The sequence below is a fragment of the Paenibacillus sp. fava2 genome (assembly GCF_058313675.1).
Genome location: NZ_CM177755.1, coordinates 24,359 through 38,913 on the forward strand (window position 1 = coordinate 24,359; position 14,555 = coordinate 38,913).

Annotated in this window: 15 protein-coding genes and 1 riboswitch; of the genes, 14 read left to right on the top strand and 1 reads right to left on the bottom strand. The window is 50.3% G+C overall.

Features of this window, described 5'->3' with window-relative positions; translation table 11 throughout:
* The first annotated feature begins 33 nt into the window (after window positions 1–33).
* Window positions 34–810: a tRNA1(Val) (adenine(37)-N6)-methyltransferase gene (locus AC4G46_RS00115; RefSeq protein WP_491126191.1), complete on the top strand. Its 777-nt coding sequence runs from the start codon at window positions 34–36 to the stop codon at window positions 808–810.
* The gene (gene rsmI, locus AC4G46_RS00120) at window positions 807–1,718 is read left to right on the top strand and encodes a 16S rRNA (cytidine(1402)-2'-O)-methyltransferase (RefSeq protein WP_491126192.1); all 912 of its coding nucleotides are present in this window, start codon (window positions 807–809) and stop codon (window positions 1,716–1,718) included. Before AC4G46_RS00115 ends, rsmI begins: the two co-directional genes overlap by 4 nt.
* Window positions 1,719–2,465: 747 nt before the next feature.
* On the opposite strand, the gene AC4G46_RS00125 is transcribed toward rsmI, so the two are convergent.
* A complete protein-coding gene (locus tag AC4G46_RS00125; RefSeq protein ID WP_019914502.1) occupies window positions 2,466–2,720 on the bottom strand; it encodes an AbrB/MazE/SpoVT family DNA-binding domain-containing protein in 255 nt (84 codons plus the stop codon).
* Between the two features lie 306 nt (window positions 2,721–3,026).
* Between AC4G46_RS00125 and AC4G46_RS00130 the strand changes: the two genes are divergently transcribed.
* From AC4G46_RS00130 to glmU, 12 genes are all read left to right on the top strand, one after another.
* Window positions 3,027–4,310, top strand: a complete 1,284-nt coding sequence (locus AC4G46_RS00130) for an HD domain-containing protein (protein WP_068728884.1) — start codon at window positions 3,027–3,029, stop codon at window positions 4,308–4,310.
* Between the two features lie 54 nt (window positions 4,311–4,364).
* Window positions 4,365–5,135 carry a TatD family hydrolase gene (locus AC4G46_RS00135; protein ID WP_277472553.1) on the top strand — a complete coding sequence of 257 codons (771 nt, stop codon included), beginning with the start codon at window positions 4,365–4,367 and terminating at the stop codon, window positions 5,133–5,135.
* Between the two features lie 198 nt (window positions 5,136–5,333).
* A riboswitch (cyclic di-AMP (ydaO/yuaA leader) is annotated at window positions 5,334–5,563 on the top strand.
* A gap of 291 nt (window positions 5,564–5,854) precedes the next feature.
* The gene (locus tag AC4G46_RS00140) at window positions 5,855–7,021 is read left to right on the top strand and encodes a resuscitation-promoting factor (protein ID WP_491126193.1); all 1,167 of its coding nucleotides are present in this window, start codon (window positions 5,855–5,857) and stop codon (window positions 7,019–7,021) included.
* A 150-nt stretch (window positions 7,022–7,171) separates the two neighbouring features.
* Complete coding sequence (gene rnmV, locus AC4G46_RS00145) at window positions 7,172–7,723, top strand: ribonuclease M5 (protein ID WP_491126194.1); 552 nt, start codon at window positions 7,172–7,174, stop codon at window positions 7,721–7,723.
* The gene (rsmA, locus tag AC4G46_RS00150) at window positions 7,720–8,604 is read left to right on the top strand and encodes a 16S rRNA (adenine(1518)-N(6)/adenine(1519)-N(6))-dimethyltransferase RsmA (RefSeq protein WP_491126195.1); all 885 of its coding nucleotides are present in this window, start codon (window positions 7,720–7,722) and stop codon (window positions 8,602–8,604) included. The genes rnmV and rsmA overlap by 4 nt, the downstream gene beginning before the upstream one ends.
* Window positions 8,605–8,699: 95 nt before the next feature.
* A complete protein-coding gene (gene yabG, locus AC4G46_RS00155; RefSeq protein ID WP_491126196.1) occupies window positions 8,700–9,599 on the top strand; it encodes a sporulation peptidase YabG in 900 nt (299 codons plus the stop codon).
* A 274-nt stretch (window positions 9,600–9,873) separates the two neighbouring features.
* Window positions 9,874–10,149, top strand: a complete 276-nt coding sequence (gene veg / locus AC4G46_RS00160; RefSeq protein ID WP_068728903.1) for a biofilm formation stimulator Veg — start codon at window positions 9,874–9,876, stop codon at window positions 10,147–10,149.
* Window positions 10,150–10,306: 157 nt separating this feature from the next.
* Window positions 10,307–10,489: a small, acid-soluble spore protein, alpha/beta type gene (locus tag AC4G46_RS00165; RefSeq protein WP_068728905.1), complete on the top strand. Its 183-nt coding sequence runs from the start codon at window positions 10,307–10,309 to the stop codon at window positions 10,487–10,489.
* 166 nt (window positions 10,490–10,655) lie between these two features.
* Window positions 10,656–11,510, top strand: coding sequence for a 4-(cytidine 5'-diphospho)-2-C-methyl-D-erythritol kinase (ispE, locus tag AC4G46_RS00170; protein ID WP_221803655.1), 855 nt, complete (start codon window positions 10,656–10,658; stop codon window positions 11,508–11,510).
* 117 nt (window positions 11,511–11,627) lie between these two features.
* Entirely contained in the window at window positions 11,628–12,455 is an 828-nt protein-coding gene (gene purR, locus AC4G46_RS00175) for a pur operon repressor (RefSeq protein WP_491126197.1), read from the top strand.
* A 210-nt stretch (window positions 12,456–12,665) separates the two neighbouring features.
* Entirely contained in the window at window positions 12,666–12,953 is a 288-nt protein-coding gene (gene spoVG, locus AC4G46_RS00180) for a septation regulator SpoVG (protein ID WP_020425826.1), read from the top strand.
* A gap of 173 nt (window positions 12,954–13,126) precedes the next feature.
* Window positions 13,127–14,518, top strand: coding sequence for a bifunctional UDP-N-acetylglucosamine diphosphorylase/glucosamine-1-phosphate N-acetyltransferase GlmU (glmU, locus tag AC4G46_RS00185; protein WP_491126198.1), 1,392 nt, complete (start codon window positions 13,127–13,129; stop codon window positions 14,516–14,518).
* The last annotated feature ends 37 nt before the right edge of the window (window positions 14,519–14,555 follow it).

Genomic DNA, 14,555 nt, shown 5'->3' on the forward strand with positions numbered 1-14,555 from the left:
TTTTTTTGAATTTATACACTTTAGGAGATTACAATGACAAATTCTTTTAACGAAGCACATGTGCCCTTGCAGCCCTCGGAGCGGATTGATGATCTGCTGACTCATGATCTGCGGATTATCCAGAGCGATGAGGTATTCAGCTTTTCAATGGATGCTGTATTACTGGCCCGTTTCGCCAGCATTCCGCCGCGGGGCAGAGTACTTGATTTATGCACCGGTAATGGCGTTATTCCCATGTTATTGACCACACGGACCAAAGCTTCTATAGAAGGGATTGAGATTCAGCCCCGTCTGGCGGATATGGCCCGGCGCAGTGTCGCCCTGAACGGCCTGGAGGAGCGGGTGCAGATTCATGAGGGTGATTTACGTGAGCTGCATAACATAGCCGGGTATGGTGTTTATGATGCAATCACCGTTAATCCCCCGTACATGCCGCTTAACGGAAGCGATCTCAAGCTGAATACGCACCAGGCTATGGCCCGGCATGAGATCGGCTGTACACTGGAGGAGGTCATTCAGGCCTGTGTCCGGCTCGTTCGTACCGGAGGCAAAGTTAGTATGGTGCATAAACCCCAGCGGCTTGTAGACATCATCAGTATAATGAGACAATACAGGCTGGAGCCGAAGATTATCCGGTTTGTTCACCCGAGGGCTCATCTGGAAGCCAATATGGTATTAATTGAAGCGGCAAGGGACGGAAAGCCTGAGGTGCGTTTACAACCGCCGCTCATCGTATATAATGATGACAATCAATACTGTCCGGAAATCATGGACATCTATTATGGAAACAAAGAGGATAACAGCCAATGACCATACAATGCCAGAGCAGTTTTCAAAAAAATTCAGAAGCCGCCACAGGTGCGCCAGGGGGAAGCGGCAGCCTGTATCTGGTCGCTACGCCGATCGGCAATCTGGAGGACATGACCTACCGGGCCGTGCGCACTTTGCAGGAATGTGACATTATTGCCGCCGAGGATACGAGACAGACCCGCAAGCTGCTAAGCCATTTCGAAATAACACCTTCGATGCTGTTCAGTTATCATGAGCATAACAAGGCGGCCAGCGGACCGGAATTAATACGCTATATAATAGAAGGTAAAAATCTGGCGCTGGTCAGTGACGCCGGTCTGCCGGCCATTTCCGACCCGGGTGCAGACCTGGTTGCACTCGCTGTCAGCCACGGTATTCCGGTCATTCCGATCCCGGGAGCTAACGCAGCGTTGTCAGCTTTAATTGCCTCCGGACTGCCGACCGCCAGCTTTACCTTCATCGGATTCCTTCCGCGTGAACGCAAAGATATCCGCGCTGTATTAACCGGCTTGCGTACAGAACAGAGCACGTTACTCTTCTACGAATCGCCGCATCGGGTAGCCAAGACGCTGGCTCACCTGCAGGAGACTTTCGGCAACCGCCGTGTCGTCCTGGCCCGTGAGCTGACCAAGCGCTATGAGGAATTTCTGCGGGGCACGATTGAGGAGTGTATTACCTGGTTGACCGAGCATCCGCCGCTTGGAGAATACGTCATTGTCGTTGAGGGAGAAAGCAAGGAGGAGGCCGAGTTGGCCGAATCTTCCTGGTGGCGTGAGCTGAGCATTGAACAGCATGTTGCCCATTATGAATCCTCTGGCCTGACACGTAAGGACGCTATGAAAAAAGCAGCCTCCGACCGCGGGTTGGCTAAACGGGATATTTATAATGCTCTGCTGGAGCAGGAGTAAGAGGGAGCAGAGGGTAAGCGTTCTGCCTTAAGCTCTCCTATAAAGAAGCTTCAAAACTCCAAACGAGCTGTTGGATCAATTCATATCAATTTATTTATAGAAATAATTTCATTTTGTACACCTATTTGGCACAAATAGTCCCTTTTATTAGCTAAAAATGTATTTTATACATTTATAATTAAGGAAATTACTCAATTTTGAGGTTCTATATGGATATAAGTGTATAAATTGCATACTAAAATATTTACCATAAAATATGGAGTAATTTAACTGTCTAAAATATAGCTATTCACCGCTGTGAGCGATTCCCGAAGGGAGAGCGCGTTTCTCCTCATCCTCATCACGGGAGCACCCTGCGCAGCCCTCATAGGCAAACCGCCTATAAGGGAGTCACTCGCATGACAAGGCCCTGAGGGCTTGCCCGATAAAGGACCGGTCTTCCGCCGAACAATACTTTTGTCCGCGTTGCTGCTTAATCAGACAAGCTTCCGGGTGTCCAGAGGGCCGGGGCCCTTTGGGGCCCTCCCTGTCAGGGAGGGTTTGGGAGGGTAAGTAAAGACATTTTATGTTGGCTTAATTATTATGGTTTAAGGTTTATAAGAAGTAAAAGATACAAATTAAAGGGGGAAAACGGGGGAAGCCCCATCATAACCGCAAAAAAATACCCCCCGCATAAACGGGAGGCCAAGGAGATATAAAAAGGTTAGAATTAACAATTGGATTAGTTCCTATTATAACCGATTTGATTTAATTTGTCACAGGGGTAGGAATAGCAGAAATGCATTCGTGACAAACGATTTTTCCCTTGAAATAAGTAACGTTCTCGGCGTTGCCGCAGAAAATGCAGGCAGGCTCGTACTTTTTCAGCATGATCCGCTCACCGTCCACGTAAATTTCGAGCGCATCTTTTTCTCCAATGCCCAGAGTACGGCGCAATTCGATCGGAATAACAACCCGTCCAAGCTCGTCTACTTTTCTTACAATCCCTGTTGATTTCATCATTGCAATCTTGCTCCTCTCAAAGTTCAAAAGCGTCATTATTCGACATTGTTCACCGTTTTATGATATTTATAATACCAACCATTCCCAAAACAGTCAACCTTTTTTGAGGCTAATTTTAAGGAATTTTTAAAAGAAAGCTTTCGCAACCCCTGCAGTTATCCGGGTTTTCCCGAAAAGTGCATGAAATTGAGTTGTCGATTTGCGGATATACAAATTACCATTATTCGACAAACTATGACATTATTCATTATTATAGACTTAATACCAATGAATTACTAATAAAATTATGGTGAAGGAGTTGATCCTGTGAAACAGCTGCTGTCAGAGGAGAAGGTTTTTAAGGACCCGGTCCATAATTATGTCCATGTGCAGGAAACCATTATTTGGCGTTTGATTAATACCAGGGAGTTTCAGCGCCTGCGGCGTATCCGCCAGCTCGGCACCTCCTATCTTACGTTCCACGGAGCAGAGCACAGCCGGTTCTCCCATTCGCTGGGGGTGTATGAAATTACACGGCGGATTATTTCCCAGTTTGAACGGAGCGGTTATAAGGACTGGATGCCGGAAGAGAGCCTCTTGACCCTGTGTGCAGCACTGCTGCATGATCTGGGACACGGCCCCTTCTCCCATTCCATAGAGGAAGCCTTCGAAATGAATCATGAAGACTGGACTTGCCGGATCATTCTGGAGGACACAGAGATTACAGCCATTCTAAAGGATGTTGCTGAAGATTTTCCCCAGAAAGTGGCCTCGGTTATCTCCAAAACCTATGAGCATGAAATTGTGGTCAACCTGGTATCAGGGCCGCTTGATGCCGACCGGATGGATTATCTGCTTCGCGATGCATATTATACCGGAGTTAACTACGGAACCATTGATATTGACCGTATTCTCCGGATGCTGCGCCCTTATCATGGCAGAGTAGTCGTTAAAGAGTCCGGCATGCACGCCATAGAGGATTATTTGATGTCCCGTTACCAGATGTACTGGCAGGTGTATTTCCACCCGGTAACCCGCAGCTCGGAGATTATACTCCGCCAGATTTTCCGCAGGGCGAAGGAGCTTTTCCAGAACGGATATGCCTTTGGATTCATGATTGAGCCTTTAAAGGACCTGTTCAGGGGCGAGGTGACTGTGGAGCAGTATCTCCTGCTGGATGAAGCCATGATTCAGACAGCCTTTATGCAATGGACACTGGAGCAGGATGAGCTGCTGAGCGACTTGTGCTGCCGTTTTATACACCGTAAACTGTATAAATATGTAGAGATAGAGAATCTCGATTCCGAGACCATTGGCGAAATCCGCCGCAGCTTTGCCGGTGCCGGACTAAATGCCGAATATGACCTGGAAATCGATTTTCCGACAGATCTCCCCTATGATGTATTCCGTCCGGGCGATGCTTTTGACAGCAAGCAGATTCTGCTGCTTGACCGCCATGATAAACTGCGGGAAATATCCGAGGTCTCTGATATTGTACGCTCAATCAGCGGGATTCACCGCGGCAGATATCATCTATATTTCCCGCAGGACAAGCTGCAAAAGGCTCTTCCGCTGCTGCCTTCCTCGATCGCAGAGATTTTTGCAAAATAATACAAAAAAAGTTGGCATTCATCATAGAAATGAAGACAGAAAGGAAGCTGTATAATGCGTCTATTTGACACACACACCCATCTGGATGCTCCACAATTCGACGAAGACCGCGAGGAAGTGATCTCCCGAGCAAGGGAAGCCGGAGTAACGAAGATGATTAATATCGGTTTTAACCGTGAGACGATCCCGACCACCATGAAGCTGGCCGAGACCTATGATTATATTTATGCAGCCGTCGGATGGCATCCCGTTGATGCAATTGACATGAAGGAAGGGGATCTCGAGTGGATTGCTTCGCTGTGCAGTCATCCCAAAGTGGTGGCCATCGGGGAAATCGGTCTGGATTATTACTGGGATACTTCACCGAAAGAGGTACAGCATGAGGTGCTGCGCAAGCAGATCGGGCTGGCCCGTGAGCTGAACATGCCAATCTGTATTCATAACCGTGATGCCCATGAGGATGTGGTGCGGATTCTGCGGGAAGAGAAGGCGAATGAGGTGGGCGGTGTCATGCACTCTTTCTCCGGCAGCTGGGAAACGGCAAAAATGTGCCTCGATCTGGGCTTCCATCTGGGCTTCGGCGGACCGGTCACCTTCAAGAATGCTAGGGTGCCCAAAGAGGTGCTGGCGAAGACACCGCTAGATCGCCTGCTGATCGAAACTGACTCCCCTTATCTGACTCCGCACCCCTTCAGAGGCAAGCGGAATGAGAGCAGTTATGTAAAATTAGTTGCAGAAGCTGCGGCGGAAATAAAAGGGATTGATTTACAGGAATTAGCGGAAATTACGTATACGAACGCACTGGTACGATTTGGTATTGTCTGAAATCGGGAGTAAAAGCGGTGAAAAAAGAAGTATAACCGATATATTAAATCTTTTTAAACTCAAAATGGGCGAATATTACAATATTTTAATCATTTTTTTGCGTAAACGTGGTTGAACCGTCCTTTACAACATGCATCAAAACAGGATATCATCTTTTCAGTGCAGTGAGCTGTTGTTACTGTGACAGTCACTGATTCATGGATCGTCTCGCTGAGTCTCCGTATGGAGAACGGGGGAACCAATAATGCACTGCCGCATGGGCGTACATAGAGTACAACACAAGAAATGCCGCAGACTTTATTTGATTTCTTCACGTGGTCTTTGGGGTGAATTTGAGGGCAACCGCCGTGAGCGGGTGACCTGAAATAGGGCGTCTCTCTTATGCCCGAACCCGACAGCTAACCCCGTAAGCGCAAGTAAGAGAGGAAACCTCGTGCATACACATTCCCGCGTATTCTAACATCCGGAGAAGCCACGAAAGAGTCCTCTATAGAACTCTTTTGGGCTTTTTTTGTTATGAATAATGCGGCTGTCCCCAGCATACTGTTATATAACAGGTTCTGGGAGTCATTATGCCGGGCAGGCGATCCATGAGCAGGAAACGCTTAAGATATGCGGGCGTATCCTGTTGCAATCTCAAACTTAGTTTCGTCAGATATGATTCAGTCAACTTTGATATACTATTTGGACGACGGGGCTATGTAAGGAGGATGGAGAGAATGGGCGTATTCCAACCAGAAGTATCCCATGATTCGCAATCATCCAGCAGGTCATTCGCATTACGGCTCAAGCAAGTGAATCCTCGCGTACTTTCACTTGCAGGTGCGGTATCCATTGTTATCGCACTGTTAATTCTGCTGTACGTACACGGCCAAGGTAATAAAGTAATCAACTTAGTAATAGACGGAGAAGTGCTGACGCTCGAAACGCGTGAGGCGCTGCTTAGCGACGTGCTGGCCAAAGAACAGATTACGCTTACGCCGCATGACGTAGTATCGATAGGTCTTAGCGATGAAATACAGGACGGAGACCGTGTTACCATTACCCGTGCGCAGAAGCTTACGCTTACTGCAGACGGCGCAACCAAGACGCTGTATACCACCGAGGATTCACTCGGGGACGCTATTACCAAGCTGGGCTACAGCCTGGATGGCGACGACAAGATTTTCCCTTCGCTAGACACCGCAGTTACACCTGACATGAAAGTCAAGATTGTCCGTATTACCAAGCAAACGGTACAGCAGACGGTAAGTTTGCCTTTCAAAGTCATCAAAACCGCAGATCCCTCCCTGTATAAGGGAGACGTAAGAGTTGCACAGGCAGGCAAGCCGGGAGCCATCATCCAGCATTACCAGAAGATCTATCAGGATGGTGAGCTGGTCTCGAAGACCCTGATCGGCAAGGAAGTGCAGACCGTTACCAAAGACAAGATCATTGCCGTTGGTATCAAGAAGCTTCCGACACCTGTTGTTGCTGCAGCAACCCCAACCAAAACCAAAACAACAACTACCTCCAGTTCTGCTAAAAAAGTAGCGGCAACAACCAACGTCGTGCACAAGGCAGGCGTAGACTTTGAATATAAGAAAATGATCAAGAATGTGTCGATGACAGCTTATTCTTCTGAAGAACCGGGCATCGGAACAAAGACGGCTTCCGGAACACGCGTAACTGAAGGCCGTACCATTGCTGTTGATCCGGATGTAATACCTATCGGCTGGTGGGTGTACATTGAGGGATTGGGTTTCCGCCGTGCAGAGGATACAGGCGGTGCCATTAAAGGCAACAAGATCGATGTTTACTACGATTCATTAAGCCATGCCCGTAATTTCGGACGGAAGTCCCGGACGGTATACGTAATTGGACCAGTGAAGCCGGAGTTGAATTAAGGCGGCAGTTTTTGCAAATTAGCGGTTTATACGATATAGTGAGGGTAGCACTTTATGAACGGGCTAGCTCATCACTTATACATTCTTTAGCCAAAAAGAAGGGGAGCGAATCCTCTTCTTTTTGTGTTGTAAGGGAAGGAGATCATCGCGATGATCAAAGAATTAATTGTAGTGGAAGGCAAAAGTGATACGGTAGCCGTCAAGCGGGCGGTGGAGGCCGATACAATAGAGACGGGCGGTTCTGCAGTTGACCGCAAGGTGATTGCCAAAATTGCGCTGGCTATGGAACGCAGGGGAGTCATCATCCTGACCGATCCCGACCATGCCGGTGAGCGCATACGCAAGATTGTCTCGTCCAAGGTTCCGGGCTGCAAGCATGCCTTTATTCCGGAGAAGGATGCAACCCGCAAAGGCGATATTGGAGTGGAAAATGCCTCGCCTGAGGCGATCCGCCATGCGCTGGCCAATGTGCATACCTCTTTTGAGGGTGCACCTGCGCTGATTGGCCTGGACGAGCTTATGGCGGCAGGGATGCTGGTGCATCCCAGAGCGGCTGAGCGGAGAATGGCGCTCGGCAATGCGCTCGGTATCGGCTACTGCAACGGCAAGCAGCTGTATAAACGGCTGGCGATGTTTGGGATTACCCGGGAGGAGTTTCAGGCGGCACTTACGCAAATTGATCAGGGAGGCATCACCATATGAGCGGACATGACCATATCTCGTCCCCGACACGGACAAAGGAAATTATTCAGCGGTACGGATTCTCGTTTAAAAAAAGCCTGGGCCAGAACTTTCTGATTGATCAGAACATTCTGGACAAAATTGTCGATGCAGCCGGACTCACCGCCTCTTCAGGAGCCCTGGAGATCGGGCCTGGCATCGGGGCGCTTACGGAGCGGCTTGCACTGGAGGCAGGCGCCGTCACTGCGGTGGAAATTGACCGTAGGCTGATCCCGATCCTCCGCGACGTGCTGGCGGCTTACCCGCATGTCAAAGTACGCAATGACGACGTATTGAAGGTGAATCTGCAGGAGCTGTTCGCTGAGGATTTTGCCGCGGTAGATAAGGTAAGTGTTGTAGCTAATCTGCCTTACTATGTAACCACACCTATACTCATGAAGCTGCTGGAAGAGAAGCTGCCGCTTGATAATATTGTTGTCATGATCCAGAAGGAGGTTGCTGAACGTATGGCGGCCTCTCCGGGCGGCAAGGAATACGGCAGCCTCAGCATAGCAGTCCAATACTACAGCGAGCCTGAACTGGTCTGCATTGTGCCGCGCACGGTGTTTATTCCGCAGCCGAATGTGGAATCTGCGGTAATCCGCCTGAAGGTGCGGGAACAGCCGCCGGTTGAAGTGGAGGATGAGAAGCACTTTTTTGAGGTGGTGCAGGCTGCATTCACGCAGCGGCGCAAGACGATTGCCAACAACCTGAAGGCCCGCTTCTTCCCCGGTGAAGGGCGTGAACGCCTTGAGGCGCTGCTCGCTGAAGCGGGAATTGAACCCAGCCGGCGCGGGGAGACGCTGAGCATTGCCGAGTATGCGCGGCTGAGCGCAGTACTGCTGGCAGCCGGAGTTAAATAGCATCAGGGGCGGGAATATCTAATTTCCGAAAATAAGCCGGTTTATGAACCAACCGGGGCCTTTGCCCATACGATGGGGGTAGAGGTGGTGTTGTAATGAATTTAGGAGATTTGGTCGTTCGTAAATCATATGGCGGAGATGTGACCTTCCGGGTAGAAAATATAGTACAGAATGCAGCCGTCATCAAAGGTACGGAATTTCGCCTGCTTGCAGATTCCCCCTTGGATGACCTGATCCAGGTGCCGCCCACCCGTATCACAGAACGCGGCCAGCAGGCGCAGATCAAAGCTACCGAGTCTTTGACCAAGCTGCGAAGGGACCGCCAGGAGCAGAGCCAGCGGAGCGGGGAGAGCGCTGCTGCCGGCTGGCCCCAGACGCCCAAAGAAACGGCCTATTTTGAGGTGCCTGGCAAAGTGCTGCACCTGGACGGGGATCAGCTTTATCTGCGGAAAAGCCTGAGCCTCTACGAACAGCTGCGGATTCCGGCTGAAGGGCATCATGTGCATGAATCCAAAATGGCAGAGACGCTCTACCGGCTGCTGCCGCGCGTCCGTCCGGATATTGTGGTCATCACAGGCCATGACGGTGTGCTGAAGCAGCCCCATACTTATGATCTTTACAGCCTGGCCAGCTACAAGAATTCACAGAACTTTGTGGCGGCAATTCAGGCTGCGCGTGAGTATGAACGTAACTTTGACGCCCTGACAATCGTGGCCGGGGCATGCCAGTCCCACTTTGAGGCACTTCTAGGGACAGGGGCCAACTTTGCCAGCTCCCCGGGAAGAATACTGATCCACGCCCTGGACCCTGTGTATATCGCAGCCAAGGCAGCTTTCACCTCGGTCCGTGAGACAGTGAACCTGGGGGATGTGCTGGGCCATACGATTAGCGGAAGCATGGGAATAGGCGGTATTGAGACCAGGGGGAGCTTCCGGATCGGTATGCCGCGGCTGCAGAACCTGTCTACACTAAAGGTAACACCGTCGGCCATATAGTACTTATCTCCATAATTGGAGAATGACCGGGACATAAGAGGGGAAGGATAGTCATTAGGGCTATCCTTCTTCTTTTTTATGTGTTTGGGGGCAAAGAAATGAATGCATATCTAAAAGTAAGATTGCCGCTAACAATTAAGTTATAACAGCAATCTACTCTCTCAAAAAAATTCCGTTGACAACTATTTTAGCATCATCTATAATTAATTATTTGTTTTGACAAAGTTTGTGAAAAGTTGTATAATGGGACAAGGAAAGAGGTGGTCGTCAGGCAATGGCTAATAACGCGCTGTTGGAAATCAAACGCAGTCTCGAAGCTCACGTCGGTCATAAGATTACGTTGCGGGCTAATGGTGGCCGCCGTAAGACCGTTGAACGCACCGGTGTCCTGGAAGAAACGTACCCTTCTGTTTTTATTGTCAAACTGGATCAGGAGCAGCAGACCTTTAAGCGTGTCTCCTATAGCTATGCCGATATCCTCACTGAATCAGTAGAAATCACTGTTTATGAAGATGACGGGCAGATGCAGGTTGTGTATATTAAGGCTTAACGCATTACAGGACAGTCCCTACAAGGGGCTGTTTTTGTTTGTGCATTTCGTCTTGTTGGGGCAAGTACAGGTATCGGGGAATGGGCAGCGCCCTGCAGCAGCATACTATAGGGGCAATATGCTTCTTATCCACTACTGTAAGGGAGGACTTTTACCTATGAGCCGCAGAAGACGGGGTATGATGTCAGAAGAACTGAAGACGGAGCTGGCCAAGGAGCTTGGCTTTTACGAAACGGTGGAAAAGGACGGCTGGGGCGGAATCCGGGCCAAGGACGCCGGCAATATGGTGAAGCGGGCTATCCAGCTTGCCGAGCAGGCTGCCCGTAAGTCGGATATATAATCTGTCTTTTTTAGCAGATCCGTAAAAGAGGGAACTGCCTGACCGGCAGGGCCCTCTTTTTGGCCTGCCGCAACAGGCTTTACTTTTGATCATGGACTTCATTACAAGTTTCTCATATAATATGTTAAGTTGTTTTTACGGGAAAAGCTGAGGGTGGGTGAACGCCTTGAAAATGTATGAAAAAGCGCCAGCCAAAATTAATTTGATGCTGGATGTGCTTCGCAAGCGTGCTGACGGGTTTCATGAGGTTGAAATGATTATGACAATGGTTGATCTGGCGGATCGTTTGGAGCTGTCTGAGCTGAAGCGTGACTCCATTATCATCTCTAGCCAGGCCGGATATATACCGCTTGATGAGAAGAACCTGGCCTTTCAGGCAGCGAGGCTTATTAAAGACCGCTACAATGTGAAGAGCGGAGTACATATTCATCTGGACAAAAGAATTCCGGTCGCTGCCGGCCTTGCCGGCGGCAGCAGTGATGCCGCGGCTACGCTGCGCGGCCTGAACCGGCTCTGGCGCCTGAATATCCCCGCAGAGGAGCTGCAGGAGCTTGGCGCCGAGCTTGGCTCGGACGTCCCGTTCTGCGTCACTGGCGGTACGGCTCTGGCCACCGGCCGGGGGGAGAAGCTGACGCCGATCCCGAATCCGCCGCAGTGCTGGGTTATCCTGGCGAAGCCTCCGATCAATGTCTCTACAGCCGAAGTATATGGCCGTGTGCGGGCCAATCAGATCGCCGTGCATCCATCGGCTTCACGGATGCAGGAGGCTATTGAGGCAGGAGACTTTGGGGCAGTCTGCGCACGGCTGGGCAATGTGCTGGAGGATGTGACCCTGAAGCTGCACCCTGAGGTTCAGCAGCTCAAGGAAGCCATGGTGAAGCTGGGGGCTGACGGAGTACTGATGTCCGGGAGCGGGCCGACGGTATTTGGCCTGGTCTCTAAGCAATCCAAGGTGGCTAGAATCTACAACGGGCTGCGCGGCTTCTGCAAGGAAGTATACGCTGTGCGCTCGCTGACTTAACCTTTGGAGAAACGGAACCTTTTCCCGAAAAGGGCGGCAGGTCCGTTTCTTCTTGTGTAATTCCGTACAAAAATGATATTATTTTTAATAATATTCGGTTTTGGCGAGGAGTATTCCGTGAAAAAACTTAAAAGAAGCCAACGTTTGGTTGATATGACCCAATTTTTGCTAGAGAAACCGCATGACCTGCTGCCGTTATCCACCTTTGCGGACCGGTACGGTGCGGCGAAGTCATCCATCAGTGAGGACTTGGCTATTATAAAAGAGGTATTTGAAGGGGAGGGCATGGGCGAGCTTCAGACGCTGGCCGGGGCAGCCGGCGGTGTACGCTATATTCCGCGCATGCCGACAGATATGGCGCTGGCCTTTGTTAACCGCCTGTGCGGGGAGCTTGAGCAGAGTGACCGGATTCTTCCCGGCGGCTATCTGTATATGTCCGACCTGCTGGGTCTCCCTTCCGTAATGGAGCAGGCGGGCAAAATCATTGCCACCGCCTTTTACGGCGTAGATATTGATGTGGTAATGACTGTAGAGACTAAGGGGATTCCGCTTGCTTATGCTACAGCCGCCCAGCTTGGTCTGCCTGTAGTGCTCGTCCGCCGTGACCATCAGGTGACGGAAGGCTCGGCGGTAAGTATCAACTATGTGTCCGGCTCCCATAAGAGCATTCATACGATGTCCCTGTCGAGACGGGCGCTGCGCGAGAAATCGCGCGTGCTGATTGTGGATGACTTCATGAAGGCAGGCGGTACGGTACGCGGTATGGTTGATCTGCTCGGCGAATTTAACGCCCAGGTTGCCGGAGTCGGCGTGCTAGTTGAGTCAGGTGCGGTAGAGACGGAAGAACGGCTGCTGCATGATTATGTGTCTCTGGTGAAGCTGACCGAAGTGGACTCCAGGGAGCGGAGAATTTCCGCGCACCCCGGTAACTATTTTTCCTCTTAGGAGGGGAAGAATCGACGGCTTAGCAAAGTGCAGTAAAGTGTCGAAAACATGAGGAACCATTAGAAAATAGCACGAAATGTGTCGAAAACGCTGATTTAGCAAAAATAATCTTCTTTAGTAGTCATTTTTTGGAATCAAAAAGAAGGAATTCGCTTTGCTGTGTGGAATTATACACCAAGTCTCTGATGGAAAAAGGTGGTGAACACACACATGCAAATTACGGATGTCAGACTCCGCCGCGTCAACTCTGAGGGGAGAATGAAGGCAATCGCATCCATTACCATCGATAACGAGTTTGTTGTTCATGACATTCGCGTCATCGACGGTAATAATGGGATGTTCGTTGCAATGCCCAGCAAGCGTACACCGGACGGTGAATTCCGCGATATCGCACACCCGATTTCTTCGGGAACACGCGAAAAGATTCAATCTGCGGTTCTGGCCGAGTACGATCGCGCCGCTACGGAAGAAGAGGAAGTTATTGAAGAGGGAGCTTAGGCGCTAAGCGTGCTTTCTCTGAAGAACGCCTGCCCGTAAGGGGTGGCGTAAGGTCAGGCCGTTTTCAATTGGGGTTCGAAGAAAAGGGAACCATGGCAGCATGGTTCTCTTTTCTTTTTGCCCGGAATGAGATATATTCAGTAGTGAGCTCAAGAAGTAGGAGGTTGGCATTCTTGAAAAGAATGGCTGTTGTACTTGCTGCAGGTCAAGGCAAGCGCATGAAATCTAAATTATACAAAGTACTGCATCCCGTCTGCGGCAAGCCGATGGTAGGGCATGTGCTTGATACCGTAAAGGCGACCGGATGTGAACGCAATATTGTAGTAGTCGGACATGGAGCAGACGCAGTGAAGGCTTATCTGGGCCAGAATGCTGAATATGTGCTTCAGGAAACCCAGCTCGGGACCGGGCATGCAGTGAAGCAGGCTAAGGAACTTCTCGGCGGTGAAGAAGGCACGACGATTGTCATTTGCGGAGATACCCCGCTTATCACGCCTGAAACGCTGGAAGGATTAATGGCACTGCATGAAGGACAGAAGGCGGCAGCATCTATCCTGACTGCTGTAATGGACCAGCCTGCGGGTTATGGACGGATTATCCGCGGAGAAGAAGGCGGTGTGCTGAAGATTGTTGAGCAGAAGGACTGCTCGGCGGAAGAGGCGGCTGTGAAGGAAATTAATACAGGCACTTACTGCTTTGATAATGCTAAGCTGTTCGCCGCGCTGGAACAGGTGACGAACAACAATAATCAGCAGGAATATTATTTAACCGATTGTATCGGCATACTCCGGGCACAGGGTGATATCGTTCTGGGATATCAGGCTCATGACGCTGCGGAGTCTATTGGCGTTAACGACCGGCTCGCACTGTCCGAAGTAGAGGGACATATGCGCCAGCGGATCAACAAGACACATATGCTTAACGGGGTAACGATCATTGATCCGGCCTCGACTTATATCGGAGCGGATGTTGTTATTGGTGCCGATACCATTCTGCACCCTTCGACTCTGCTCAAAGGCAAGACTGTAATCGGAGAGGGCTGTGTGATCGGACCTTCCAGTGATATTGAGGATTCCGAAATCAGGGACGGCGCTTCCGTGAAGCATTCCGTGCTGAGCCAGGCTACCGTCGGGGCACGGGCATCTGTCGGTCCGTTCGCTTATCTGCGGCCGGGCGCGGTGCTTGGTGAAGAGGTGAAGATCGGCGATTTTGTAGAGGTCAAGAATGCCACAATCGGCGACGGCTCCAAAGTATCGCATTTAAGCTATATCGGGGACGCGTCTGTCGGCAAGAACGTCAATGTCGGATGCGGTGCAATTACCGTTAACTACGACGGATATAATAAAGCAAAGACCACCATTGAGGATGATGCCTTCATCGGCAGCAACGTCAATCTGATTGCTCCGGTAACCGTGGGCAAAGGGGCTTTTGTTGTAGCAGGTTCGACGATTACACGCTCTGTTTCGGAGAATGATCTGGCTGTGGCCAGAGTAAGACAGGAGAATAAGCCGGGGTATGCGGATAAGATCCGCGCCCGCGCCAAAGCCAAGAAAGAACAGTCTTAGTCCATCGTAAAGGCCAAAGCCAGAGCGCCGGACAGAG

Bases quoted from the DNA above. Each gene is read 5' to 3' on its own strand.
- spoVG (WP_020425826.1), top strand. From the start codon at position 12,666: ATGCAAATTACGGATGTCAGACTCCGCCGCGTCAACTCTGAGGGGAGA.
- AC4G46_RS00135 (WP_277472553.1), top strand. From the start codon at position 4,365: ATGCGTCTATTTGACACACACACCCATCTGGATGCTCCACAATTCGAC.
- AC4G46_RS00165 (WP_068728905.1), top strand. From the start codon at position 10,307: ATGAGCCGCAGAAGACGGGGTATGATGTCAGAAGAACTGAAGACGGAG.
- rsmA (WP_491126195.1), top strand. From the start codon at position 7,720: ATGAGCGGACATGACCATATCTCGTCCCCGACACGGACAAAGGAAATT.
- AC4G46_RS00115 (WP_491126191.1), top strand. From the start codon at position 34: ATGACAAATTCTTTTAACGAAGCACATGTGCCCTTGCAGCCCTCGGAG.
- AC4G46_RS00140 (WP_491126193.1), top strand. From the start codon at position 5,855: ATGGGCGTATTCCAACCAGAAGTATCCCATGATTCGCAATCATCCAGC.
- AC4G46_RS00125 (WP_019914502.1), bottom strand. From the start codon at position 2,720: ATGATGAAATCAACAGGGATTGTAAGAAAAGTAGACGAGCTTGGACGG.
- veg (WP_068728903.1), top strand. From the start codon at position 9,874: ATGGCTAATAACGCGCTGTTGGAAATCAAACGCAGTCTCGAAGCTCAC.
- rsmI (WP_491126192.1), top strand. From the start codon at position 807: ATGACCATACAATGCCAGAGCAGTTTTCAAAAAAATTCAGAAGCCGCC.
- rnmV (WP_491126194.1), top strand. From the start codon at position 7,172: ATGATCAAAGAATTAATTGTAGTGGAAGGCAAAAGTGATACGGTAGCC.
- yabG (WP_491126196.1), top strand. From the start codon at position 8,700: ATGAATTTAGGAGATTTGGTCGTTCGTAAATCATATGGCGGAGATGTG.